Consider the following 24,889-nt stretch of genomic DNA (forward strand, 5'->3'; position numbering starts at 1 on the left):
CAGGTTTTGTGAAGCAAATGTCTGGCAGGTAAGGTTATGTTGAAATTTATTTTGCGTCGCCTATTAGAGGCGATCCCCACGCTATTTGTGCTGATTACCATCTCATTTTTTATGATGCGTTTGGCACCGGGCAGCCCATTCAGCGGTGAACGAACCCTCGCGCCAGAAGTCATGGCGAACATTGAAGCCAAATATCATCTCAACGATCCCATTGGCAAACAGTACCTCGACTATCTGGTGCAGTTAGGTCACGGGGATTTTGGCCCCTCGTTTAAATACAAAGATTACTCCGTTAACTATCTGGTTTCTCATGCGTTTCCGGTGTCTGCCAAGCTGGGACTGGCGGCATTTTTACTGGCCGTGGTACTGGGAGTGACGGCGGGTGTTATCGCCGCGCTGCGCCAAAACAGCCGCTGGGATTATGTGGTCATGGGGGTGGCAATGACCGGCGTGGTCATCCCGAGCTTTGTCGTCGCCCCGCTATTAGTGCTGATTTTTGCCATTACGCTGCGCTGGCTGCCGGGAGGTGGCTGGAATGGAGGGCAGTTGAGCTACATGATACTGCCGATGGTGGCGCTGTCTCTGGCGTATATCGCCAGCATTGCACGTATTATGCGCGGCTCGATGATTGAAGTGATGCACTCTAACTTTATTCGTACCGCCCGCGCCAAAGGCCTGCCAATGCGGCGCATCGTGTTACGCCATGCGTTAAGACCGGCACTGTTACCCGTCCTTTCCTATATGGGCCCGGCGTTTGTGGGGATCATTACCGGTTCTATGGTGATTGAGTCCATTTATGGCTTACCGGGAATTGGTCAACTGTTCGTCAATGGGGCATTGAACCGTGACTACTCACTGGTGATGAGCCTGACCATTTTAGTCGGGGTATTAACCATCCTGTTTAATGCCATTGTTGACGTGTTGTATGCCGTAATCGATCCCAAAATCCGCTACTAAATCCGGAGTTCGCTATGATGTCAGGTAAGAAAAACAGCGTGGCTCTGGAAGCTTTCAGTGAAAAGCTGGAAGTCGAAGGCCGTAGTCTGTGGCAGGACGCACGCCGTCGCTTTGTCCATAACCGCGCTGCGTTATTCAGTTTACTGGTACTGCTGGTCATTACGCTGTTTGTCATTTTTGCACCACTGCTCTCCCACTTTGCGTTTGATGATACGGACTGGGGCATGATGTCCAGCGCGCCAGACACCACATCGGGCCACTGGTTTGGTACCGACTCTTCCGGGCGCGATCTGCTGGTGCGCGTAGCCATTGGTGGACGTATTTCGCTGATGGTGGGGGTGGCTTCCGCGCTGATCGCCGTGATTGTCGGCACGTTATACGGCGCTTTGGCCGGTTATCTGGGCGGCAAAACCGATTCGTTAATGATGCGCATGCTGGAAATTCTCAACGCCTTTCCGTTCATGTTCTTTGTGATTTTGCTGGTGACCTTTTTTGGCCGCAACATCCTGCTGATCTTTGTGGCGATCGGGATGGTGTCATGGCTGGACATGGCGCGTATCGTGCGCGGTCAAACCCTGAGCCTGAAACGTAAGGAGTTTATTGAGGCGGCGCAGGTTGGTGGTGTTTCAACCTTCAGTATTGTACTGCGCCACATTGTACCCAACGTCCTGGGTGTGGTGGTGGTGTACGCCTCACTGCTGGTGCCGAATATGATTCTGTTTGAATCTTTCCTGAGCTTCCTCGGCCTGGGCACGCAGGAACCCCTGAGTAGCTGGGGGGCGCTGCTCAGCGATGGGGCGAACTCAATGGAAGTCTCCCCGTGGTTACTGATGTTTCCTGCCGGGTTTCTGGTGGTAACGCTGTTCTGTTTTAATTTTATCGGCGACGGGCTGCGTGATGCGCTCGACCCGAAAGATCGTTGAGGAACTGCCATGACTCTGCATGATATTCAATCGGCGCAGCACGCCAGGGCCGGAAATCCATTGCTGTTGGAGGTGCAGGATCTGCGCGTCACCTTTAAGACCCACGATGGCGATGTGACCGCAGTAAACGATCTTAATTTTTCCCTCCGTGCCGGTGAAACTCTCGGCATTGTCGGAGAGTCTGGCTCTGGTAAATCACAGACCGCGTTTGCTTTAATGGGATTACTGGCAAAGAATGGCCGGATCAGCGGTTCCGCGCGTTTCAATGGCGATGAGATCCTCAATCTGCCAGAGAAAAAGCTGAATCAGTTACGTGCTGAGCAGATAGCGATGATCTTCCAGGACCCCATGACCTCGCTAAACCCCTACATGCGGGTGGGAGAGCAACTGACGGAAGTGTTGCAGTTGCATAAAGGTATGGGGCGGGCGGAAGCCTTTTCCGCTGCGGTGCAGATGCTGGATGCGGTGAAGATGCCGGAAGCGCGTAAACGCATGAAGATGTACCCCCATGAATTTTCCGGTGGGATGCGCCAGCGTGTGATGATCGCGATGGCGCTGTTGTGTCGACCTAAACTGCTGATTGCCGATGAGCCAACCACCGCGTTGGATGTGACGGTGCAGGCGCAGATCATGACATTACTGAATGAACTCAAGCACGAGTTCAATACGGCCATCATTATGATCACCCACGATCTTGGCGTGGTGGCGGGGATCTGCGACAAAGTATTGGTGATGTATGCCGGGCGGACCATGGAATATGGCAGCGCCCGCGATATTTTTTATCATCCCACTCACCCTTATTCACAAGGTTTGCTCAGCGCAGTTCCCCGGCTGGATACCGAAGGGGAGAGCCTGGTGACGATTCCAGGTAATCCACCTAACTTATTGCACTTGCCTACGGGCTGCCCGTTCCAGCCACGTTGTCCCCATGCCATGCCCGTGTGTAGTCAGTCTCCGGCGCTGGCGCCGTTTGCGCCGCAGCGTTTGCGTGCCTGCTTCAAACCGGTGGAGGAGCTGGTATGACGATCAATGCAGAAAGTACCCCGTTGTTAGAAGTCGAAAACCTGCGTGTGCATTTTGATGTAAAACAGGGCAAACGCTGGTTTGGTGGCGAGCACAAAACCCTGAAGGCGGTTGAGGGCGTAAGCTTACGACTCTACCCCGGTGAAACGCTGGGAGTGGTGGGGGAGTCAGGCTGTGGCAAATCGACGCTGGCTCGTGCAATCATTGGGCTGGTGAAAGCCTCCAGTGGTCGGGTGAGCTGGCTGGGCAGCGATCTGCTCGGGCAGAGCGAAGCGGTGTGGCGCGCTGCGCGCAGCGACATTCAGATGATTTTCCAGGACCCGCTGGCCTCGCTAAACCCGCGTATGACGGTAGGGGATATTATCGCCGAACCGTTACGCACCTATCATCCTGAACTCTCACGCGAGGCAATTCGCGATCGGGTGAAAGGCATGATGCTGAAAGTCGGGCTGCTGCCAAACCTGATTAACCGTTACCCGCATGAATTTTCCGGCGGCCAGTGTCAACGTATCGGCATTGCACGCGCCTTGATTCTCGAGCCGAAGCTGATTATCTGCGACGAACCGGTGTCAGCGCTGGATGTGTCCATTCAGGCGCAGGTAGTGAACTTGCTGCAACAGTTGCAGCGTGAAATGGGCCTGTCGCTGATTTTTATCGCGCATGATTTGGCCGTGGTTAAGCACATCTCTGACCGGGTCCTGGTGATGTATCTCGGACATGCAGTGGAGTTGGGGAGGTGGGAAGAAGTGTATCGCCACCCGCAACATCCTTACACGCGCGCACTGATGTCAGCGGTGCCGATCCCCGATCCCGACATTGAGCGGAATAAGAAAATTCAGCTGTTGCAGGGAGAACTGCCTTCACCGATTGATCCGCCATCAGGCTGTGTGTTCCGCACGCGCTGCCCGATTGCCGGGCCTGAGTGCGCGCGCACCGAACCTTTGCTGGAAGGCAGCTTCCGCCATGCGGTGTCTTGTCTGAAAGTGGATCCGCTGTAAGCCATAAGAAAAAGGGCACCGTAGGGTGCCCTTTATTCTCTCTTACTCACGCCACAGAATGTGGCAGAGCTTATGGTCTTTCTCGCGGCACAGCAGCACGCGTGCAAACACATCAGTGATCGGTTCACCGTCTGCTTCACCCAGGCCAATCACCACTTCAGCGAAGAAGTCCGGATTCAGATCGAAATCAACGTGTTCATGCCAGTCATCGGAGGGATCAAACAGTTCGGCACCGCCGCGCTCTTCGAACTGCAGATTGAACAGGATGATATCGGCGGGATCGAGGTTATCTCCAGCCAGCTCAAGAAAAATATCGTAAGCCTGTTCCAGCGTTTCATCTTCGCTAAGGCGATTATTTAAGTCCATGATGGTTCCCGTTAACCCTTACTGCATCACATTGTGGCTCGTTTTACAGTAAAGGGCTGAAGAAGTAAAACAGTCGTTCAACGATGCGCTGCCACCAGGCACGTTTTGCCCAGCGCTGACGGTCTAACAGGCGTGAACGCGCGATGTAATCATCTTGTACGCAGGCCAGATCGCTGCCAAAACCGGCATCATCCACCACCAGGGTAATTTCAAAATTTAGCCACAGGCTACGCATGTCCAGGTTTACTGTGCCAACCAGGCTTAGCTGCCCATCCACCAGCACGCTTTTGGTGTGCAGCAGGCCATCTTCGAACTGATAAATTTTTACCCCCGCTTCCAGCATTTCGGCAAAGAAGGCCCGGCTAGCCCAGCCGACCAGCATTGAGTCATTGTGTCGCGGGAGAATAATGCTGACTTCAACCCCTCTCAGGGCCGCGGTACAAATGGCATGGAGCAGGTCATCGCTGGGCACAAAGTACGGGGTGGTCATGACCAGATGTTCACGCGCGGAATAGATGGCGGTGAGTAATGCCTGATGGATCATCTCTTCCGGGAAGCCAGGGCCTGAGGCGATAACCTGAATGGTATGCCCGCTCTCTTGCTCAAACGGCATGATCGTGTTGGTAGGTGGTGGGGGCAGAATGCGTTTGCCGGTTTCTATTTCCCAGTCACAGCTAAACACGATCCCCATGGTGGTGGCGACCGGGCCTTCCATACGCGCCATTAAATCGACCCACTGTCCGACACCTGCATCTTGTTTAAAGTAGCGGGGATCAACCAGATTCATGCTGCCAGTGTAGGCAATATAGTTATCAATCAGCACCACTTTCCGATGCTGGCGCAAATCCATCCGCCGGAGAAATACGCGCAGTACGCTGACTTGCAGTGCCTCAACCACTTCAATACCGGCGCTGCGCATCAGCATCGGCCACGGGCTGCGGAAAAAGGCCACGCTGCCTGCGGAATCCAGCATCAGACGGCAGTGTACGCCACGCCGTGCTGCGCCCATTAATGTCTGTGCTACCTCATCCGCCAGACCGCCGGGTTGCCAGATATAAAACACCATTTCGATGTTATGGCGCGCCAGTTGTATGTCACGAATCAGTGCCTGCATCACATCGTCAGCGCGGGTTAACAGCTGTAACTGATTGCCTTTGACCCCGGCAATGCCCTGGCGATTTTCACACAGCTGGAACAGGGACTGCGCCACGCTGCTGTGTTCAGTGGCAAAAATCGTGCGACACGTTTTGAGATCCTGCATCCATTTGGCAGTCGCAGGCCACATGACGCGGGCACGTTCCGCACGGCGCTTGCCGAGATTGAGTTCGCCAAACAACAGGTAAGCGATGATACCCACCAGCGGCAGAATATAAATCACCAGCAGCCACGCCATCGCGGAGGTGGCGGTACGGCGTTTCATCAAAATACGCAGCGTTACCCCGGCAATCAGCAGCCAGTAGCCAAAAACCAGTAAACCGCTGACCAGGGTATAAAAGAGGGTCATTAATTGAACATCCGTTTCATGCACTGAGGGTCAAAGTTTACGTTGAGATGCCAGATTACGAAACCCCTGACAGATTTGTATGACGATAAGCAAACCGAATTGGCATTTAGCAACAAATCTTTATAATGCTCCGCGTCCAGATGACTGAGGGTGAGGGGAAAATGAGAAAAAGCAGAAGTGAAGTTACGCGCTGGAGAATGATGCGTCAGGTGCAACGTCGTCGTTCCCGCTGGCTGGAAGGGCAGTCACGTCGTTACAAGCGCATTACCGGCATTCGCTATCAGCTGGCGCAACAGCAGCGCCGCGCCATCTTATTTATCACTCAAAACGCCTGAAGCGCTACAGTCCTGTGGTGAACAATTTGATATTGACCAACTGCAGGGCTGCGGCCAGCACAATCAAAAATACGATTTGATGTTTACGGTTGCGCCAGCCACGGCGACGCCAGAGCCAAAGTGCGCTTCCCAGCAAAACCGCGATTAACAGAAGAAGGGCGAGAATTAACGCCTGCATGACAACTCCGAAATCACGCAGCGAGCCTAAGCGCTCACTGCGCTAAACAAATCAGAAAGTGCGCTTGAAAGGCTTCACGTTGACGTTCTGGTAAACGCCTGCGGCAATGTAAGGATCATCATTGGCCCATGACTGCGCTGACTCCAGCGAAGCAAATTCAGCAATAATGACCGAGCCGCTAAAACCTGCCGCGCCGGGTTCATTGCTATCTACCGCTGGCATTGGGCCGGCAATAATTAAGCGACCTTCATCCCGCAGCAGTTGCAGTCGGGCAACGTGCGCTGGGCGTACCGAGTTGCGTTTTTCCAGTGAATCAGCGTGGTCTTCAGCATAAATGACGTAAAGCACTTTACAGCTCCTGTTGAGCGTCAAATTTGGCAACACGTTAAGTGATCGTTAATCAGAGTGCAAACGAAAGATAATCACCGCCGTTTTAGACAGCCTTTTGGGGTAATACTGGCTTTTCTTTCAGCAGATCGCAGCTGATTATTGAAACTGATTGCTATTTGCATTTACAATCGGCGCTTCACTCAATGAATTTGACTGTTATGACCACGCTGACTACGCCTTTGCCGAAACGAACGCCTCTTTCTGTCTTGTTCTCCGTTGTGCTGCACGGTGGAGTGATTGGTGGCATCCTGTATGCTTCTTTGCATCAGGTTATTGAGGTGCCCAAAGCATCACAGCCCATCAGCGTGTCCTTAGTGGCTCCGGTGGTTCAGCCTCAGCCTGCACCGGCTGAAGTCCAGCCGCCAGCACCCGAACCTGAGCCAGAACCTGAACCGGTTCCCGATCCTGAACCGCCTAAGCCGGTTCCCGTTCCGATTCCTAAACCGATTCCAAAGCCGAAGCCGAAACCGGTACACAAGCGTGTGGAGCCTAAGCGTGAAGAAAAACCACGCCAGGAACCGGCAAAAGTGGCCAGCCCGGTGAAGCAGGATGCGCCAACGGATGCAGTGAAACCGACCTCAGCGCCGAAATCAACGCCAGCGCCAACCCAATCCGTCAGTGACGGGCCGAAGGCGGTCAGCGTTGGTAAGCCGGAATATCCTTCACGCGCCTATGCGCTCCGTATTGAAGGGAAAGTGCGGGTGCAGTTTGATGTGGATAGCGATGGCCGCGTTGGCAACATCCAGATCCTGTATGCCGACCCACGTAACATGTTTGAACGTGAAGTGAAGCAGGCGATGCGCAAATGGCGTTATCAGCCAGGGCGGCCGGGAACCAATCTCACGATGAATATCGTATTCCGCCTCACCGGGGGCGCGAGTATCGAATAGTAAAAAAGGCGGTCAAATGACCGCCTTTTTATTATCAGGCGATTTGCTGCCCTTGATGCGCTTTACCCGGTGGCAGTGGGCGAGGGTTACCTTCACCATCGACCGCAACATAGATAAAGATCGCCTCTGTTGCACAGTAGGTCTGGCCAATCGGCTCCGAAGAGACCTTCTTGATCCAGACTTCAACGTTAATGGTCATGGAACTGGTGCCGCTACGGATGCAGCGGGCATGGCAACTGACAACATCGCCAACGGCCACCGGTTTGAGAAAGGTCATGCCGTCAACGCGTACCGTGACCACACGCCCTTCCGCAATCTCCTTCGCCAGAATCGCTCCTCCCATATCCATTTGCGACATTAGCCAACCGCCGAAAATGTCACCATTTGCATTCGTATCCGCTGGCATCGCCAGGGTACGTAACACCATCTCGCCTTGCGGCGTAGTACGATTCTCTTCCATTGCTTCCGGGTCTTCTACAGGTGAAAAAAAAGCCCGGCTGAGCCGGGCGGTTTTCATTATTTTTTTTCTTCTTGCGGCATCTTCCGCCAGATATAGATGCCACTGAACAGCGTAAACAGTAGGGTTAGCGCGGTCAGACCGAACACTTTAAAATTAACCCAAAAAGCTTCCGATAACCAAAACGCGACGTAAATATTTACGATACCGCAGGCAAAGAAGAACAGCGCCCACGCGATATTCAGACGACGCCAGACGTAATCCGGTAACTGGAGCTCTTTTCCCAGCATGCTCTGAATCAAAGGCTTAGCCATGAACCATTGGCTAAACAGCAGCGCCAGACCAAACAGGCTGTAGATCACGGTGACCTTCCACTTGATAAATTCATCGTTGTGGAACGCCAGCGTTAAACCGCCAAACACGGTCACCAGCACGAAGGTGAAGATCGTCATCTTTTCTAACTTGCGGTACAGCACCCAACTCACCACCAAGGCCAGACCGGTGGCGACAATCAGGGCACCTGAAGCGACAAAAATGTCGTACAGCTTATAGAAGATAAAAAACACTACTAAAGGAAGAAAGTCGAGTAACTGCTTCATAGTTTTTCCTGATGCTTTCAAGCGTTAACGCAGCAGCATATACAGCCGGCTGAGATAGATAATCAGCAAGGCTGATACCAGATTGCCTAACGCGTTGATCAACACTGCGGCCAGATCGGTCGGCAAGGAGGGAATTGAGGTGATGAAAAACATCAGCACAATTTTTGCCAGCAGCCACATGATCACTGCGGGGGCTACCAGCCTCACGTTCTTCCATGCCAGCGCCATACTGGCTCGCATTGCGCCAATCACACCCATCTTGCTATTGGCCAGCATCACCGGTGAGAGTGACAGCAGCACGGCCAGCACAATGCCCGGTATCATTACGACCATAAAGCCAATTTGCACAATCAGGGTAATGAGGAAGGTTTGCAGCAGCAGTTTGGGTAGCACAGGTGCAGAAGCCCCAATCGCTCGCAGTGCGCTAACGCGTTGACCTGAAGAGACCAGTGGGATCAGGAACAGCATGCCGCCTAACAGCAGCGTGTTGCCAATCAGTGCGGCGAAGGTGCCCGCAGCGGAAGCCCGCAGCAAAATACGCTGCTGTTCAGGGGACATATTTTGGATAAGTTCAAACAGAGATGACGCGTTGTCATCATTCTGGTTGAGCAGTGAAAGCTGATCGCCGCCCGGCGTGAGGGCATGACCGATCACATAAGTGATAAAGGCGGTCAGCAGACACATGAGTACCGTGGTGAACAACTGATGACGGAAAAAATTTCCAGTTTCACGGTATAACGAACTCGCCGTGATAGACATGCACACTCCTTGGACAAACCGGTTTAGTTAACCGGGGGATTGTACATGGTATGACGTGTAGCTGGCAGCGGCAATGGCATAACTTTATGTCATAACAGGTAAAGATGCGTGAAAAAAAAACCTCACACTGGGGGAGATGGGTAAATAGTGCTCAGTGCGTCTGTTTTTATGGCGGCGGCGGGCTGAGAAATTGCTCGAGTGTCGCATCGCAAAGTGAAAAACGATTGACGGGGCACATCAGCATCCAGTCAGCAAACGAGTACTCTTTTCTGGCCGAAAACAGACATTCGCAGCGATACAGTAAGTGCTGGTCATAATCGTAAAGCCCATAGCGATAAAAAGTCAGGCAGGCATTGTCGCTATTTTCCAGGATGCGGGTGAAACCCATAATGTGGCCATTTTTAATGAAAACGCTGATGTCGCTGTGATTTCCAGTAACGAACTTAAACTCCTCCGGTTTATAGAGTGATGCTCGAATAACATTTAGCAGCGACTGATAATGCATAGCCTCTTCTCCAGCGTGAAACGATCATATTGATGATGCTGACTAATGAGTTTTCAGTGAGTTGATTAAGTTCTGTAATGGCTTTTCTAAAGGGGTAAAGCCTGCGGCCTTATCGTGCTTGAGTTTATCGGCGTTGCAATTTTTCTGAAATGCCTCTCTGCGGGTTAAAACATTAGGCTTAATTGATCGAGATCAATCTAATGCCTTATAGCGGATGATGAATAAAGGTAGAGGGTGCAATTTGTGCCTAAAAGGTCTAGAAACGGGGCTGAATTTTTTTCTGCTTATTTCATTTAGCAAGGAGTGTCGATGAAACTGACAAAATGCGCATGGCTATTAGCCGCCCTGTTACCACAAGTTGCACTGGCTCATCAGGCTGGAGATTTCTTTATCAGAGCGGGAAGTGCCACCGTACGTCCGAATGAAGGTTCGGATAATGTGCTGGGCATGGGGGGCTTTAAAGTCGATAACAATACCCAACTTGGCCTGACATTTACCTATATGGCAACCGATCATATTGGTGTTGAACTGCTGGCTGCAACGCCGTTTCGTCACAAAGTGGGCTTGCACGCCACGGGCACGCTCGCTACCGTACGACAATTACCGCCGACGCTGATGGCACAGTACTATTTCCTCGATCCGAAAAACCCGTTCCAGCCTTATATTGGTGCAGGGATTAACTACACCAACTTCTTTGATGCACATTTTAATCAAACCGGACAGGACGCGGGCCTGAGCGATCTCAGCGTTAAAAATTCATGGGGTGCGGCGGGTCAGGTGGGGCTGGACTATCAATTGAACGACCACTGGATGTTAAATGCATCGCTCTGGTACATGGATATTGACACCAAAGTGCGCTTTAAAGCAGCCGGAGAACGGCAAAGCATTAATACCCGCATTGATCCATGGGTATTCTTCTTCGGCGTTGGCTATCGTTTCTAATCTCACGCGGTGGCCCTGTCAACAGGGCCATTACGCGTTATCCTGCTAAATCGGTACTTTGGCGTAAACGCCACAGGTCGAGCGCTTTATCTCTGATCACATTTAGCTTTTGTTCCGCTGCCACCAGCGTCCAGATTGTCCCCTGTTGCTGCTGATAAAACGCGTTCATGGCTTCGTAATAGCTGTCTTTGTATTTGATCCAGGCACGCTGTGAGGTGCGTAGCTGGGTTTTAAACGCATCGCTTTGACCCTGCATCAGCGCCTGGTACTGGGCATTCAATTCGTGATCCCAGGCCGTGGCGGCCATGCTATAGCAATCCTGTGAATCCAGCGTACTGACGGCCTTGTTTTTACAGCTGAGCAGTTGTTGATCAATATTACGGCCCGGCTGTTGTGCCTGCACAGTCGGTACCATCAAACCGCCCCATATACTGCACGCGAGTAACAGTCCTTTTTTCATTGTGAATCCCTGGCTGATGATGAATTTTCATGCGGAATTATGCCGGGAGAAACCCCAGGGGTAAAGGTGAGTTCAGCACGGGCAATTACGACATCCTGCATATGGCCAATACAAAATATTAAGCAGGCTAATTATTTACTATGATATTAAGAGATTTTAATAGAAGGAAGATTTCGCATACAGGCGAATGAAAAGAAAAGTTTCATTGTGGCAGTGAGATAATTAGGGCCGCACCGTTCTTGTGCTTATTCTGGCAATAAAATTAAATGCATACCTCCTGACCTGTGCCAGCGGTTAATCGTGCAATCGTGCGATAAACGGCCTGGAGTGGGCTCTGTTCGTTCCGTCATGATGCTGGAGCGGGTGATAACATCTCCATCATGCCATTGCGTGATGCGGCAAAATCAAAAAGTCACCATTACTTTACACCGTGTAAACCGCTGTCTCATTAGCATTGATTCTTATTTCCTCACAGCGGTCTATACTTAGTGACAGGATGAAGCAACGGAGCAGGGCAATGGTATTCACTCTGGCTGACATGCTGGCGCTGTTCAAAGCGGCGTATTATATCCCGCATCAGAATGAGCAGGAGCAGCTGTTTTTGCTGGAAGAGTGGTTTTACGCGCGGGGTATTGAGAAGCACTATGTGGATACCCAGAGCGACCAGCCGCAGGAGATTGTTGATACGCTGGCGCAAGCATTGATGGCGTTTAAAACCCAGTTCGATGCGGTGCTCAAATCGCGGTATGCGGTGGGCGATCGCAATGATGTCTCCTTTGATGTGGGCAGTCGTGAACTGCAAATGACAGTAAATGGTTTGAAAGTTATACGGTAAATACCCCGGCTATGACGCATTGTTAATATGCGTGAGCGCTAATGATGTATTCCAGTCGGCTTTTGCATAATTGATATTAAACCCGCAGTGTCGCGGGTAAAATTCTGCTAAAGTTTGTGTTTTCGGCTGCCGATACTCTGGAGTTTTAAAGGGTATTTAATCCTAAAATTAAAAAATAGCTACTTATCAGGCGCTTATATATCGAACAGATGCTGCCAGCACCAGGTAAGAAGTGTAGAATCAACCGGTCGCCACGCTATCCATGTAAGAGAGTCAATAATGGATAAACTTTGTACAGTTCTTCATTGTGAAGATGGAAGGATCACAGGGATTTACTATCCGGATCAGTTTACCTGCGCAGTAAAATTCAGCGAGTTTTTACGCAAAATTGAAAATAAAGCCTGGTACTTTAGTCGTTATAAGCGTTTGTTAGCCGTACGTATTAGCTTTGGTATCGCCTGTCGTATTAATCAGATCACGCGGCTCAGTCAGCAGATAAAAGCGTTACCGTTTTTACGTCTGGTGATTGACGAGGATTTCCCGCACATTATTAACGGACGTGATAATCAGGTTCTCGATCAACTCTGTCGTTATAATCGGGTATGGTTGGGCAACCTGGGTTCTGCTTCGCAAACCGGTAACCGGGCGATGAGTGAGCGCTGTTTTGAAGGCATTATCATGGACCCGCAGTTCACTGCCGATAACAGTGGACAGCCGATATTTAACAGTCTGATGAAAGAGCTGGAGAAGTTTGCCAGCCATCTGATTGTGCCTGGCGTGTGTACGGGGCGTTATCAGCAAATTCGTTTGCAGCAGTTCGATATGGGGGCAGGGAAAGAGGCCTGGGCTGAACTGCACTGATACGCTGAACAACCTGTAAAAAAATGCCAGCCGGTTTTTCCCGGCTGGCATTGTTGTTTCTGCGGCAAAGCGTTAGCGGCTAGCGGCTTTCAGATTGGTGACGAAAGTTTTCAGCGCTTCCAGCATCACTTCTGGCTCATTGTGATGACGTTCAATGATCTTCACCACCGCCGATCCTGAAATGGCCCCGGCTGCCCCAGAGGCAATGGCATCCTTGACCTGCTCTGGCTCAGAGATACCAAAGCCCTGAATAGGTGGCGCCGCGTTAAACTCACGGAGTTTGTTGACCAGGTGCGTCAGCGGCGTGCTGGCGCGGTTCTCTGCACCCGTGACACCCGCGCGTGACAGCAGGTAAGTATACCCGCGACCGTGTGAGGCAATCTGACGCAGCAGGTCGTCACTGGCGTTTGGTGGGCAGATAAAGATCGGAGCGATGTTGTAGCGCAACGCCGCCTGGCGGAAAGGCGCTGACTCTTCCACCGGTACATCGGCCACCAGTACAGAATCTACGCCAGCTTCGGCACAACGGGCATAAAAATTATCAATGCCGTTGCTGAACACCAGGTTGGCATACATCAGCAGGCCAATGGGTAATTCCGGGTACTTCTGGCGTACCTGGGTAAGCAGGTCAAAACACTGGGCTACTGTTGTCCCGGCGGCAAAAGCGCGCAGGGTGGCGTTCTGGATAGTCGGGCCATCTGCCAGTGGATCGGAAAAGGGAATGCCTAACTCTAGCGCATCCGCACCGCCTTCGACCAGCGCATCAATGATGCGCAGCGACAGGGCCGGGGAAGGATCACCCAGCGTCACAAATGGAACGAAAGCGCCCTCGTTGTTGGCTTTAAGACGCTTAAATAACTGGTCATAACGTTCCATTAAATTTCTCCCTTCGCTTTCAGGATATCGTGTACGGTAAAGATGTCTTTATCACCGCGACCTGACAGGTTCACCACTAACAGTTGCTCTTTTTCTGGGTTCTCGCGGATCATCTTCAGGGCATGTGCCAGCGCGTGGGAAGATTCCAGGGCTGGAATGATCCCTTCACCGCGTGACAGCGCCTTGAATGCGTCCAGGGCTTCATCATCGGTGATGGAAACATAGTCAGCGCGACCAATGCTGTTCAGGTGCGCGTGCTGCGGTCCTACTGAAGGGAAATCCAGACCCGCGGAGATAGAGTAAGACTCTTCGATCTGTCCCTCTGCTGTTTGCATCATCGGCGCTTTCATGCCGAAATAGATCCCCAGACGACCGTGCTTGAGGGGCGCGCCATGTTCTCCAGTTTCGATACCGTGACCCGCAGGCTCCACGCCAATCAGCTTCACGCTGCTCTCTTCAATGAAATCGGCGAACATACCAATCGCATTCGAGCCACCGCCCACGCAGGCCACCACGGCATCCGGCAGACGCCCCTCTTTTTCGAGGATTTGCGCTTTGGTCTCTTCGCCAATCATGCGCTGGAATTCACGCACAATGGTCGGGAAGGGGTGTGGGCCAGCCGCAGTACCCAGCATGTAGTGTGACGTTTCATAGCTGCCAGACCAGTCACGCAGCGCTTCGTTACAGGCATCTTTGAGGGTGGCTGAGCCGCTGTGTACCGGGATCACTTCTGCGCCCATCAAACGCATTCTGAATACGTTAGGTGACTGACGTTCAACGTCTTTCGCGCCCATGTAAATACGGCATTTCATACCCAGCAAAGCACAGGCCAGCGCCGACGCAACACCGTGCTGTCCCGCACCCGTCTCAGCGATGATCTCTTTCTTACCCATACGCTTAGCCAGCAGTGCCTGGCCCAGTACCTGGTTAGTCTTGTGCGCACCGCCGTGCAGCAGATCTTCGCGCTTCAGGTACAGGCGAGTTTTGGTGCCTTTGGTCAGATTGCTACACAGTGTCAGTGCGGTGGGACGGCCTGCGTAATTTTTCAGCAGGTCAGTAAACTCTGCCTGAAATTCGGGATCTTTTTGTGCCTCAACGAAAGCCGCTTCAAGCTGTTCTAAAGCAGGCATCAGCAACTGGGGTACGTACATACCGCCAAATTCACCAAAGTAGGGGTTCAGTAACGTCATCTTCTTTTTCCTTTTCTCCAGCCTGCATTATGCAGGCCTGGTAAATTCAGTACGCGCGCAGCTTCTGGAAAACAGCCGCGATTTTGGCGGCATCTTTGATGCCGGGGGCCTGCTCAACGCCGGAGTTGAAATCCAGACCGGCACAGCCCAGTTGTGCGGCTTCGACGCAGTTATCGGCATTCAGTCCGCCAGCCAACAGCACGTTGCTTAAATCTTGCCCCTCTAGCAGTTGCCAGTTGAATTGCTGGCCCGTGCCGCCGTTGCCGTTATCCAACACGTAGCGATCGATATGTGCCCAATCGCGCGCAGGAAGATCTGCCTCAACTTTCAATGCTTTCCAGATCTGGATTTCAGCCGGAAGTTGCTGGCGCAGCGCCGCCACATAGGCCAGGTCTTCATCACCATGCAGCTGAACCGCTTTCAGCTTTAGGCTCGTAGCGAGGTCATGCACCTCACTGATTGGGGCATTACGGAACACGCCAACATAGCTCAGCGGGGCACCTGACTGCACTGACGCCGCCTGTTCAGCATCAATTTGACGCGGCGAACCCTGGGCAAAAATCAGGCCGCCGAAGAGGGCGCCCGCTTCATAGGCTGCACGCGCATCTTCAGCTCGCGTCAGGCCACAGACTTTGTTATCACCCAGAATCACCCTGCGTACCGCGGCGGGGAGATCCTGCTCTTCCATCAATGCGGAACCGATCAGGAAGCCGTTAGCAAAATGGCTCAGCTCACGAATCTGGCGATAGTTGTGAATGCCTGACTCGCTAATCACGGTGACACCGGCACCCAGACGCGGTGCTAGCTGGCGAGTCCGGTTCAGGTCAATCGACATATCACGCAGATCGCGATTGTTGATACCCACCACTTTGGCTTCCAGCGCAATGGCGCGTTCCAGCTCTTCTTCATTACTGACTTCGGTCAGAATGCCCATTTTCAGGCTATGGGCGACGGCAGCCAGATGACGGTATTGTTCGTCGTCGAGCACCGAGAGCATCAGCAGAATGGCATCTGCCTGATAGTGGCGTGCCAGATAAATCTGGTATTCATCAATCATGAAGTCTTTACACAGCACGGGCTGGGTCAGGACCTGACTGACGATAGGCAGGAAATCGAAGCTGCCCTGGAAATATTTTTCGTCGGTGAGGACGGAAACCGCAGCAGCGAACGGACGATAAATAGCGGCAATCGTCGCGGGATCGAAATCTTCCCGAATCAGTCCTTTAGACGGAGAAGCCTTTTTGCACTCCAGAATGAACGCGCTGTGCTTACCGTGCAGGGCATCGTAGAAACTACGCGCTGTCGGCTCAACCAGATGCTGGAAGGTGGCTAAAGGCTGTTGCTGCTTACGTGCTGCTACCCATTCGGCTTTGTCTGCCACAATTTTCGCTAAAATCGTACCTTGCATGATTATCCTCTTGCTGCCAGAGCAACAACACGTTCATAGGCCTGACCGCTGTGGATCGCAGTCAGCGCACGCTGCGCATTGTCACGCAAATCTTCATTCCCAAACACTTTCAACAGCAGGGCCACATTCATCGCAACCGCTTCTTCATGGGCTCGCTCGCCCTTACCCTGGAGTAATCGCGTGAGAATGTCACGGTTTTCTTCCGGGGTTCCGCCCGCCAGAGATTCCTGCGGACGGAAGCCAAAACCAAAGTCTTCTGGCGTCAGTTGATAACGGGTAATTTCGCCATCACGCAGTTCAGCAACATGGGTCACGCTGTGAATGGCCACTTCATCCATTCCACCGCCGTGTACCACTGCGGCACGCTGATAACCCAACGCTTTCAGGGTTTCAGCAATCGGCCCAACCAGCTCGGCGCTGTAGACGCCAATCACCGCCAGAGGAGGGCGCGCGGGGTTGATTAACGGCCCCAGTACATTAAACAGCGTGCGGGTTTTCAACTGTTGGCGCACAGGCATCGCGTGGCGGAAACCGGTGTGATACTGCGGGGCAAACAGGAAGCACACGTTGAGATCGTCCAGGGCTTTCCGCGCTTGCGGTGCTGGCATATCCAGGCTGATGCCAAAGGCGGCCAACAGGTCTGAAGAGCCGGATTTGCTCGAGACGCTGCGGTTACCGTGTTTAGCCACTTTGACACCACACGTTGCGGCAACAAATGCGCTGGCGGTGGAAATATTAATGCTGTTGCTACCGTCACCGCCCGTTCCGACGATATCCGCGAAGGCATAATCCGGACGCGGGAAGGGGCGCGCGTCTTCCAGCAGCGCGGTGGCTGCACCGGCGATCTCCGCCGGGGTTTCACCGCGCACTTTCATCGCGATAAGCGCCGCTGCCAGCTGTGTGGGCTCCAGTTGCCCGGTAATAATTGCGCTGAACAGGCTATGGCTCTCCGCCTGGCTCAACGTCTCGGCCTGATACAGTTTCTCCAGAATTGCTTGCATAGTCATCTTCCTGTTACTTCGCCAGCGCCCAGGCCAACGTCTGCTCCAGCAGACGCGCACCCTGAGTGGTGAGAATAGATTCGGGATGGAACTGGAAACCGCACACGCGATCGGCATCATGACGCACTGCCATCACCATCCCGTTGTAGCTGGCGTTAATGGTCAGGTCCGCCGGGGTGTTGCTGCCAACCAGTGAGTGATAGCGGGCAACGGGCAGTGGGTTGCTCAATCCACGGAACATTTCGCTCTCATCATGGCTGATGGCAGAGGCTTTACCGTGCAGGATCTCACCTGCCTGACCCACATGTCCGCCGTAGGCTTCTACAATCGCCTGGTGGCCCAGGCAGATACCGATAATCGGCAGCCGACCACGCAGGGTCTGGAGCAGCTCAGGCATGCAGCCTGCATCTTTAGGTGCGCCAGGGCCAGGTGACAGCATCAGAATGGGATTTTCCATCTGCTGTAGGCGTTCGATTAAGAGCGCCGCTGGCACGGTGTTACGGTAAATCACCACGTTGTGGCCAAAGGCGCGCAGCTGATCCACCAGGTTGTAGGTAAAGGAGTCGATGTTGTCGAGAAGTAAGATATCGGCCATCAGAAAATCTCCTTACAGTGATGGGCGCTGGCAATGGCGCGCAGTACCGCACGCGCTTTGTTACGGCTTTCGTCCGCTTCCGCCTGCGGGTTGGAGTCGAGTACCACACCGGCACCCGCTTGCACGGTCGCAACACCGTCCTCAACATAGGCCGAGCGAATGACGATGCAGGTGTCGAGATCGCCATGGGCGGTGAAGTAACCGACGGCCCCGCCATAGCTGCCACGACGCGTACCTTCAGCCGCGGCAATCAGCTGCATTGCGCGGACTTTTGGTGCGCCGCTCAGCGTGCCCATATTCATGCAAGCACGGTAGGCGTGCAGGACATCAAGGTCTTCACGCAGCTTACCCACCACGCGGGAAACGAGGTGCATCACAAAGGAGTAACGGTCGACTTTGGTCAGGTCTGCCACGTAGCGACTGCCCGGTACGCAGATACGCGCCAAATCGTTACGGGCCAGATCCACCAGCATCAGGTGCTCGGCCAGCTCTTTATGGTCGGTGCGCATCTCCAGCTCAATCCGGCTGTCGAGATCGCGATCCAGTGAACCGTCCGCATGGCGGCCACGCGGACGTGTACCGGCAATCGGATAGATTTCAATTTGGCGAGAAGGCGCATCGTATTTAAGCGAACTCTCTGGTGAGGCACCAAACAGGCTGAAATCCTGATCCTGCATAAAGAACATATACGGGCTAGGGTTGCTGTTCTTCAGCGTGTCATAGGCGGCCAGCGGAGAAGGGCAAGGCAGGGAGAAGCGGCGGGAAGGCACCACCTGGAAAATCTCACCCACGCGGATTGCCTGCTGCATCTCACGCACCACGTTGCAGTAGTCTTCATCACTCTGGCTGGTGGTCAGCGTCATCTCTGGCACTTGCTGAACCGGCAATGGCAGTGCGGGTTGTAACATCTGTCCGTGCAACTGCTCCAGGCGGCTTTGCAGACGCTGGAATTCGCTGGTAGAAGGCGCGAACAAGCTGGCTTGCAAACGCGCACTCTGCTGCTGGTGATCTAATACCAACAAGGTTTCCGCCAGATAGAAGCAGTAATCCGGGCAACGCTGTTCACTGCTGAGCGTCGGCAGTTCTTCAAATCCTGCTACCAGGTCATAGGCAAATAACCCGCCGAGCAACATCGCATCGCGCTCATCTGCCGGAGTGTTAATCAGTGTTGGAATCAGGCGCAGTGCGTCAAATACCGACAGTGACTGTAAGCGCGAGTCTTCATCCTGCGCCTGCTGTGCCGGATGAAACACCAGTTCCCGGCCATCAGGGCGTGCGTTGATTTCGACTTCAGCCGGCAAGGCCGCATCCAGCAGCGGTAACAGTGCGCGGCCATTTTCGGACAGTGCCTGAATGTTCACGCGGTTATGCAACGCGGTAATGCGCAGAGCGCTATCGACAATCAGCAGGCTTTTTAGATTGCGTTTGCTGTCAATGTCAGCGGATTCCAGTAACAACGTCGCTGGACGAGCGCCACACAGCTGGTGAAACACCGCAGCAGGATCTTCACGATACGGTGCGCTGCTGGTGATTAACTTCAATGTTGGTTTCGCATTTGGCATGATCAATTCTCTGAATTACGCCTAAAAAAAAGCCCGCTGCTAGGCGGGCTCAGGGGTTCTGCACGGCGATTAAACAAAGTGTGCAGGACAACGTCGCCCGAAACTGGGAACGTTGCGCCACCACCCTTTGAACAGCATCTGATTAACAGCCATGATTTTCACCCTGAGATGTATTGTGAACTTGCGTACTAGTTAACGGGTTCGCATAAGAAAAGTCAATAGCCTTTTTCATCATCAAACAAAATCGTTATCATGCCCGGCAAATTCAACAATGCAGGACGGCATCTTGAGCGAGATCCCACGTTTTCCTCTGTACGATCTCCATAGCCATACCCGGGCATCGGACGGATTACTTACCCCTTCAGAACTGGTACAACGTGCAGTCACCCACCGTGTTGGCGTGCTGGCGATCACCGATCACGACTCTGTCGATGGCATTGCTGAGGCGCAGCAAACGGTGATCGATCAGCAACTGCCCTTGAAAGTAGTGCCGGGCGTGGAAATTTCGACGCTGTGGGAAAACCATGAGATCCACATCGTCGGATTACAGATCGATCCGCAGCATCCCGCGCTACAGCGCTTGCTGGCTGCACAGCGTGAGTTTCGTCAACAGCGTGCTGAGCGCATCGCAGAACGGCTGGAAAAAGCCCGTATTCCGGATGCACTGGCGGGTGCGCGCAGGCTGGCAGGCGAGGGGGTTATTACTCGTGGTCACTTTGCACGTTACCTTATTGAACTGGGTAAAGCGGATACCATGGTTCAGGTATTCAAACAGTATCTGGCGCGTGGCAAAACCGGTTATGTGCCCCCACTCTGGTGTACAATTGAGGAAGCCGTCACCGCCATCCACGAGGCCGGTGGCTGCGCCGTGCTGGCCCACCCAGGGCGTTACGGGCTTTCGACTAAGTGGCTGAAACGCCTGATTGCGTGGTTTAAAGCCGCCGGCGGTGACGCGATGGAGGTGGCACAGTGCCAACAGGCCCCTCATGAGCGTACACAGCACAGCCTGTGGGCGCAGGAACATGACCTGGCGGGTTCGCAGGGCTCTGATTTTCATCAGCCCTGCCCATGGATTGAACTGGGGCGCAAGCTGTGGCTACCTGGCGGCGTACAGCCAGTTTGGGAGCGTTTCCCGGCGCTTGCACCGAGATAATAAACACCGCAAGGTGATAAGAGGTTTGTTATGAGTCAACGTTTTCATATTCATCCGGATAACCCACAGCCGCGCCTGATTAACCAGGCGGTAGATTATCTGAATAAAGGTAGCGTGATTGTCTATCCCACCGATTCCGGTTACGCGCTGGGATGCCGCCTGGAAGATAAAAATGCCATGGAGCGCATTTGCCGCATTCGTCAGTTGGACGGCAATCACAATTTCACGCTGATGTGCCGTGACCTTTCTGAACTGTCGGTCTATTCGCAGGTGGATAACAGTGCTTTTCGTCTGCTGAAAAATAATACACCGGGCCAGTACACCTTTATTCTGAAAGCCACGAAAGAAGTGCCGCGTCGCCTCATGAATGAAAAGCGTAAAACCATCGGTTTACGTGTGCCTGAACATCCGGTGGCCCTGGCGTTGCTGGAACGTTTAAATGAGCCGTTGATGTCAACGTCGCTGATTCTGCCAGGTAATGACTTCACGGAATCTGATCCGGAAGATATCCAGCACAGCATTGGCAAGCTGGTCGATCTGATTCTGGATGGCGGTACGCTGGGCCAACAGCCCACCACGGTGGTTGACCTGACTGACGATGCGCCTGCCGTAGTGCGGGTCGGGGCCGGCGATCCCAACCCCTTCCGCTGATGATTTCCTCAGGCACTGTTACCCGGTGCCTGATTAATATTACTTTGCAGCCAGGTTTTGAATTCCCCATAGGGAATGTAGAGTGACACATCTTTCAGAAAGACTTTGCCACTGCGGTTATTTTTAATTCCACTGGTATAACCAACGATGACACCCGCCAGCGTATCATCACGATTATAAACGCCGCCGCCGGACATGCCCTGAACCACACCGGCATTTGACGCCACCGCCATGCAGGGTTTTTTATTCCAGAGATTTCGGATGGTGGTTCGGGCTAAATTAACCCCCTCCGACTCAACCGGCAATGCGCTAACAAAACTGTAGCCGTACATTTTAATTGGCTCTCCCATTTCACTGCTGCGGAATTTTGTCAGCGTGTCGGGTGAGTTTTTATGATAAATAATCGCAACGTCACAATACGGGTGATAGGCCTTAACCCGCTGTAGGGCGAATTTTGCCACGTGGGCCGCAGTCAGACTGTATTCAGGCGTAAGGGGAATGGTGGTGCCCAGCGTACCTAGCCCCAGTAGGGTAGGCACGCCGGTAAAGCTCATATCAACATGTGACAGTGCAGTACGGCTGTATTCGGTATGGCCCACCGAACAGCCGCACAAGCCCAGCGCAGCAAGCGCAGGCACGAGCAGTAGCTTTCTCATGGTGTGATCTTCATTCAGACATGCCGGTAAATCCCTGGTGAAGATTCATGGCATGTAATTAAATTTCTTTTATGCATCAACCAAAGCGTTTGCCTGCAATCTCTGATTTAGCGTGTTTTTTTATTTAATGTATATAACAACAAATGTCTATTTTTATATTATTAATACTACTGTGCCTAAGATAATTCAAGTGAAGATTATTTGATTGAGGGTTTTAAGTCTTATACGGACATTTAACTCAACTTGTTAGGGTGATGTGGTTTTTTTTATGTAGCTGTAGTTAAAGTAACTGTTTTAAGTGAAATTACTAACATGGACCACCCTTCATTTTAGTAGACCAATAATACATAACTTACTCTAATGTATGCAGGTGGTAGAACGAAACTTTCATTGAGATAAAATAGCAGGTGGAAAATATAAAATACACTGCTGCCTGCATGAACATAAAATAATAAAGATGGTTATGTATATACAATGAGGTTTTATTTTTTTCTTACATTGACTTTTCCAATCAAAAAGCCATTGTCACTGGAGTATTGTCCTGGTTCATGTGGGGTCTGAGGGTCGTATCCTTGCCATTGTTTAAAATCATAGTCATTAACAGCAATCATACGTACCGAGGTGATTTTTGGCAATTTGATAACGTCTTTTTTGGTAAGCTTACCACCGCTAATTGAGTAGTTTTTGAGTTCACTTCTGTCTTTTTCATCAGCATCTGATACTAGAAACGTTTTTATAATACCATTTTCAGCATATGCAGCAACGACAGCACTGATATGAAATACAGATTTTGGGTCTAAGGTGTTGAGCGCCATGAGGCCATTACCCACCATTAGATTCTTGCTTAAAGTGTTAAAACTATATTTCTTGTTGGCATTGACAAATTTCTTCCTGAAATTAACATCCTGACTAATATTTAGTGCAGGGAATTCTTTCAGTTTACTGTTTCTTTTAGGTTTATTTTCAAATTCAATGATTAAGTCATGAGAATAGCGTTCCTCGAAGGGTTCATCTCTAGCCTCTTTGAGGAAGGGGAACTTACCATCATTATTTACCTGTCCAAGAGCTGTATTTAGTATGTACTCAGTGGACTGGATGCAACTATCGGGAACGGTCAGGTTGAATTTATATTTTCCATCACTGATTTTGGAGAAAACATTATTCAGCAGCAAAAGAGACTTTCCAGCAGGAATGATGGTTTCAGGTGTTGCATCTTCGACAACTGTGATATTTTTGTCAGTGACAGATATAACGTCAGAGCCAGTTGCATTTAAAATATACTTGTAAGTTTTACCATGTTTTTTTGATTTCTTTAGTTGATATTTGTCATTCTTATCTTTACTGAACTCAGGGTCTGAGGATGTAAGATTTATATCCTTGGCTATAGGAATAACGACTCCCTCTTCAAAAACATTATCACTGGAAAAAGAAGTATTTAGCAAGTCACTAGTCTGTTGTGAGCTATTACTTGTATTTGATCTACTCTTAGATCGACGTGAATTATGGGAAGCTAAAAGAAAGTCTGACATAGGACCTCTTTAAGATATGTGTTAATTTAATTAATTGTTTTTTAGATAAATTGAGTAACATCAGGCTGCAGGACGCATACCCCTTCTAAGAACTATAGAAGGGGCGCGTGAAAAGGTCAACTTTGATCCTTATAACGACTAACCAGATGTATTTTTGTGAATAGCTGAGCATAAAGTGATTGTTACTCCATTTTGCATAATTTAATTTTCAACTCACTGATCTTACGATTCGTTCTTTGGTTAGTATCGCGACAACATTAAGCGTTACTTCGTGTTGTACATCCTGTATAATAGCACCCGAAGGTCAATATAACCTATTGATTTATAAGTATTAAGCTATTCAAATCCGACGCCTGGGAAGGCGACAGTGAGGCAGCTCCATGAGCGAGAAGTTACAAAAAGTTTTAGCGCGTGCCGGCCACGGTTCGCGTCGTGAAATCGAAGCAAAAATCGCCGCAGGCCGCGTAAGCGTTGATGGCAAATTGGCCACCCTGGGCGATCGCGTCGAAAATGACAAAGGCCTGAAAATTCGTATTGATGGTCATTTGGTCTCCATCGCAGAATCCACCACGGAAGTGTGTCGCGTACTGGCTTATTACAAACCAGAAGGCGAGCTCTGCACCCGTAATGATCCAGAAGGTCGTCCAACGGTGTTTGATCGCCTGCCACGTCTGCGCGGTTCACGCTGGATTGCGGTAGGACGTCTGGATGTCAACACCTGCGGTCTGCTGTTATTCACCACTGATGGTGAATTGGCAAACCGTCTGATGCACCCAAGCCGTGAAGTTGAGCGCGAGTATGCCGTGCGCGTCTTTGGTCAGGTTGATGACGATAAAATTCGTCAGCTCAGCAAAGGCGTTCAGCTGGAAGATGGCCCTGCCGCATTCAAAACGCTGAAGTTTAGCGGTGGTGAAGGGATCAACCAGTGGTACAACGTCACCTTGACTGAAGGGCGTAACCGTGAAGTTCGTCGTCTGTGGGAAGCGGTTGGCGTGCAGGTTAGCCGTCTGATCCGTGTGCGTTACGGTGATATCGCACTGCCGAAAGGTCTGCCGCGTGGCGGCTGGACTGAAATGGATCTGCCTGCGGTGAACTACCTGCGTACGCTGGTCGACATGGATGAAGAAACCGTGACTAAGCTGGCTGTGGAGAAAGATCGCCGTCGTACTAAGGCCAATCAGATCCGCCGTGCGGTAAAACGTCATACGCAAACCGGTACTAATACTCGCCGCAGCGCACCTAAGCGCGGCAGCTAATAAAAGAAGACGTGTTTGCAAAACCCGGCT

General features: G+C 51.8%; 27 protein-coding genes and 1 pseudogene. 12 read left to right on the plus strand and 16 right to left on the minus strand.

Annotation, left to right across the window (positions count from 1 at the left end; genetic code table 11):
- Positions 1–36: 36 nt before the first annotated feature.
- Genes oppB through oppF form a run of 4 tightly spaced genes read left to right on the plus strand, consistent with a single transcriptional unit; the run spans position 37 to position 3,901 of the window.
- Complete coding sequence (gene oppB, locus F3J40_RS09930; protein WP_167014188.1) at positions 37–957, plus strand: oligopeptide ABC transporter permease OppB; 921 nt, start codon at positions 37–39, stop codon at positions 955–957.
- 14 nt (positions 958–971) lie between these two features.
- Positions 972–1,880: an oligopeptide ABC transporter permease OppC gene (gene oppC, locus F3J40_RS09935; RefSeq protein ID WP_167014190.1), complete on the plus strand. Its 909-nt coding sequence runs from the start codon at positions 972–974 to the stop codon at positions 1,878–1,880.
- A gap of 9 nt (positions 1,881–1,889) precedes the next feature.
- Entirely contained in the window at positions 1,890–2,903 is a 1,014-nt protein-coding gene (locus F3J40_RS09940) for an ABC transporter ATP-binding protein (protein WP_167014192.1), read from the plus strand.
- Positions 2,900–3,901: a murein tripeptide/oligopeptide ABC transporter ATP binding protein OppF gene (gene oppF, locus F3J40_RS09945; protein WP_017346289.1), complete on the plus strand. Its 1,002-nt coding sequence runs from the start codon at positions 2,900–2,902 to the stop codon at positions 3,899–3,901. The genes F3J40_RS09940 and oppF overlap by 4 nt, the downstream gene beginning before the upstream one ends.
- Positions 3,902–3,943: 42 nt before the next feature.
- On the opposite strand, the gene F3J40_RS09950 is transcribed toward oppF, so the two are convergent.
- Both F3J40_RS09950 and cls read right to left on the minus strand, forming a co-directional pair.
- A complete protein-coding gene (locus F3J40_RS09950; RefSeq protein ID WP_017346288.1) occupies positions 3,944–4,267 on the minus strand; it encodes an HI1450 family dsDNA-mimic protein in 324 nt (107 codons plus the stop codon).
- A 43-nt stretch (positions 4,268–4,310) separates the two neighbouring features.
- Entirely contained in the window at positions 4,311–5,771 is a 1,461-nt protein-coding gene (cls, locus tag F3J40_RS09955) for a cardiolipin synthase (protein WP_167014194.1), read from the minus strand.
- A gap of 161 nt (positions 5,772–5,932) precedes the next feature.
- On the opposite strand from cls, the gene F3J40_RS09960 reads away from it, so the two are divergent.
- The gene (locus tag F3J40_RS09960; RefSeq protein WP_157060509.1) at positions 5,933–6,106 is read left to right on the plus strand and encodes a YciY family protein; all 174 of its coding nucleotides are present in this window, start codon (positions 5,933–5,935) and stop codon (positions 6,104–6,106) included.
- A 4-nt stretch (positions 6,107–6,110) separates the two neighbouring features.
- On the opposite strand, the gene F3J40_RS09965 is transcribed toward F3J40_RS09960, so the two are convergent.
- Together F3J40_RS09965 and F3J40_RS09970 are read right to left on the minus strand one after the other, a co-directional pair.
- Complete coding sequence (locus F3J40_RS09965) at positions 6,111–6,284, minus strand: hypothetical protein (protein ID WP_167014196.1); 174 nt, start codon at positions 6,282–6,284, stop codon at positions 6,111–6,113.
- Positions 6,285–6,335: 51 nt separating this feature from the next.
- Complete coding sequence (locus F3J40_RS09970) at positions 6,336–6,632, minus strand: YciI family protein (protein ID WP_017346284.1); 297 nt, start codon at positions 6,630–6,632, stop codon at positions 6,336–6,338.
- Positions 6,633–6,832: 200 nt separating this feature from the next.
- Between F3J40_RS09970 and tonB the strand changes: the two genes are divergently transcribed.
- On the plus strand, positions 6,833–7,564 hold the full coding sequence (gene tonB, locus F3J40_RS09975; protein WP_017346283.1) for a TonB system transport protein TonB: 732 nt from the start codon (positions 6,833–6,835) through the stop codon (positions 7,562–7,564).
- Positions 7,565–7,598: 34 nt separating this feature from the next.
- Here the strand turns inward: tonB and yciA are convergent, their stop codons facing one another.
- From yciA to F3J40_RS09995, 4 genes are all read right to left on the minus strand, one after another.
- A complete protein-coding gene (gene yciA / locus F3J40_RS09980; protein WP_026042429.1) occupies positions 7,599–8,024 on the minus strand; it encodes an acyl-CoA thioester hydrolase YciA in 426 nt (141 codons plus the stop codon).
- Positions 8,025–8,080: 56 nt separating this feature from the next.
- Positions 8,081–8,620 (minus strand): septation protein A, encoded by a 540-nt coding sequence (locus F3J40_RS09985; protein ID WP_167014198.1) that lies wholly within the window; start codon positions 8,618–8,620, stop codon positions 8,081–8,083.
- A 24-nt stretch (positions 8,621–8,644) separates the two neighbouring features.
- Positions 8,645–9,379: a YciC family protein gene (locus tag F3J40_RS09990; RefSeq protein ID WP_167014200.1), complete on the minus strand. Its 735-nt coding sequence runs from the start codon at positions 9,377–9,379 to the stop codon at positions 8,645–8,647.
- A gap of 166 nt (positions 9,380–9,545) precedes the next feature.
- Positions 9,546–9,884 carry a hypothetical protein gene (locus F3J40_RS09995; protein ID WP_167014202.1) on the minus strand — a complete coding sequence of 113 codons (339 nt, stop codon included), beginning with the start codon at positions 9,882–9,884 and terminating at the stop codon, positions 9,546–9,548.
- A gap of 309 nt (positions 9,885–10,193) precedes the next feature.
- Here F3J40_RS09995 and ompW point away from each other — a divergent pair, with 309 nt between their 5' ends.
- Positions 10,194–10,826 carry an outer membrane protein OmpW gene (gene ompW, locus F3J40_RS10000; protein ID WP_017346278.1) on the plus strand — a complete coding sequence of 211 codons (633 nt, stop codon included), beginning with the start codon at positions 10,194–10,196 and terminating at the stop codon, positions 10,824–10,826.
- Positions 10,827–10,863: 37 nt separating this feature from the next.
- On the opposite strand, the gene F3J40_RS10005 is transcribed toward ompW, so the two are convergent.
- Positions 10,864–11,286 (minus strand): lysozyme inhibitor LprI family protein, encoded by a 423-nt coding sequence (locus F3J40_RS10005; RefSeq protein ID WP_167014204.1) that lies wholly within the window; start codon positions 11,284–11,286, stop codon positions 10,864–10,866.
- 517 nt (positions 11,287–11,803) lie between these two features.
- Between F3J40_RS10005 and F3J40_RS10010 the strand changes: the two genes are divergently transcribed.
- Complete coding sequence (locus tag F3J40_RS10010; RefSeq protein ID WP_017346276.1) at positions 11,804–12,121, plus strand: hypothetical protein; 318 nt, start codon at positions 11,804–11,806, stop codon at positions 12,119–12,121.
- 279 nt (positions 12,122–12,400) lie between these two features.
- The gene (locus tag F3J40_RS10015) at positions 12,401–12,982 is read left to right on the plus strand and encodes a hypothetical protein (protein ID WP_167014206.1); all 582 of its coding nucleotides are present in this window, start codon (positions 12,401–12,403) and stop codon (positions 12,980–12,982) included.
- Between the two features lie 72 nt (positions 12,983–13,054).
- Here F3J40_RS10015 and trpA read toward each other — a convergent pair whose 3' ends face one another.
- The 5 genes and pseudogenes from trpA to F3J40_RS10045 form a co-directional block, all read right to left on the minus strand.
- Positions 13,055–13,858: a tryptophan synthase subunit alpha gene (trpA, locus tag F3J40_RS10020; protein ID WP_167014208.1), complete on the minus strand. Its 804-nt coding sequence runs from the start codon at positions 13,856–13,858 to the stop codon at positions 13,055–13,057.
- On the minus strand, positions 13,858–15,048 hold the full coding sequence (gene trpB, locus F3J40_RS10025; RefSeq protein ID WP_017346273.1) for a tryptophan synthase subunit beta: 1,191 nt from the start codon (positions 15,046–15,048) through the stop codon (positions 13,858–13,860). Before trpB ends, trpA begins: the two co-directional genes overlap by 1 nt.
- A 46-nt stretch (positions 15,049–15,094) precedes the next feature.
- Positions 15,095–16,456, minus strand: a complete 1,362-nt coding sequence (trpCF, locus tag F3J40_RS10030; RefSeq protein ID WP_205297297.1) for a bifunctional indole-3-glycerol-phosphate synthase TrpC/phosphoribosylanthranilate isomerase TrpF — start codon at positions 16,454–16,456, stop codon at positions 15,095–15,097.
- A 2-nt stretch (positions 16,457–16,458) separates the two neighbouring features.
- Positions 16,459–18,052 (minus strand): annotated as a pseudogene (gene trpD / locus F3J40_RS24855) (bifunctional anthranilate synthase glutamate amidotransferase component TrpG/anthranilate phosphoribosyltransferase TrpD).
- Positions 18,052–19,614: an anthranilate synthase component 1 gene (locus tag F3J40_RS10045; protein ID WP_167014210.1), complete on the minus strand. Its 1,563-nt coding sequence runs from the start codon at positions 19,612–19,614 to the stop codon at positions 18,052–18,054. Before F3J40_RS10045 ends, trpD begins: the two are co-directional and overlap by 1 nt.
- Before the next feature lie 286 nt (positions 19,615–19,900).
- Here F3J40_RS10045 and rnm point away from each other — a divergent pair, with 286 nt between their 5' ends.
- Positions 19,901–20,767: an RNase RNM gene (rnm, locus tag F3J40_RS10050; protein WP_304623114.1), complete on the plus strand. Its 867-nt coding sequence runs from the start codon at positions 19,901–19,903 to the stop codon at positions 20,765–20,767.
- 30 nt (positions 20,768–20,797) lie between these two features.
- Positions 20,798–21,418: an L-threonylcarbamoyladenylate synthase gene (locus F3J40_RS10055; protein ID WP_017346267.1), complete on the plus strand. Its 621-nt coding sequence runs from the start codon at positions 20,798–20,800 to the stop codon at positions 21,416–21,418.
- 8 nt (positions 21,419–21,426) lie between these two features.
- On the opposite strand, the gene F3J40_RS10060 is transcribed toward F3J40_RS10055, so the two are convergent.
- Both F3J40_RS10060 and F3J40_RS10065 read right to left on the minus strand, forming a co-directional pair.
- A complete protein-coding gene (locus F3J40_RS10060) occupies positions 21,427–22,074 on the minus strand; it encodes a trypsin-like peptidase domain-containing protein (RefSeq protein ID WP_167014214.1) in 648 nt (215 codons plus the stop codon).
- A 482-nt stretch (positions 22,075–22,556) separates the two neighbouring features.
- Positions 22,557–23,603: a hypothetical protein gene (locus F3J40_RS10065; protein WP_167014216.1), complete on the minus strand. Its 1,047-nt coding sequence runs from the start codon at positions 23,601–23,603 to the stop codon at positions 22,557–22,559.
- A 380-nt stretch (positions 23,604–23,983) separates the two neighbouring features.
- Between F3J40_RS10065 and rluB the strand changes: the two genes are divergently transcribed.
- Positions 23,984–24,859, plus strand: a complete 876-nt coding sequence (gene rluB / locus F3J40_RS10070; RefSeq protein WP_017346264.1) for a 23S rRNA pseudouridine(2605) synthase RluB — start codon at positions 23,984–23,986, stop codon at positions 24,857–24,859.
- The last annotated feature ends 30 nt before the right edge of the window (positions 24,860–24,889 follow it).

This window comes from Candidatus Pantoea multigeneris, assembly GCF_011752615.1.
Lineage (GTDB): Bacteria > Pseudomonadota > Gammaproteobacteria > Enterobacterales > Enterobacteriaceae > Pantoea > Pantoea multigeneris.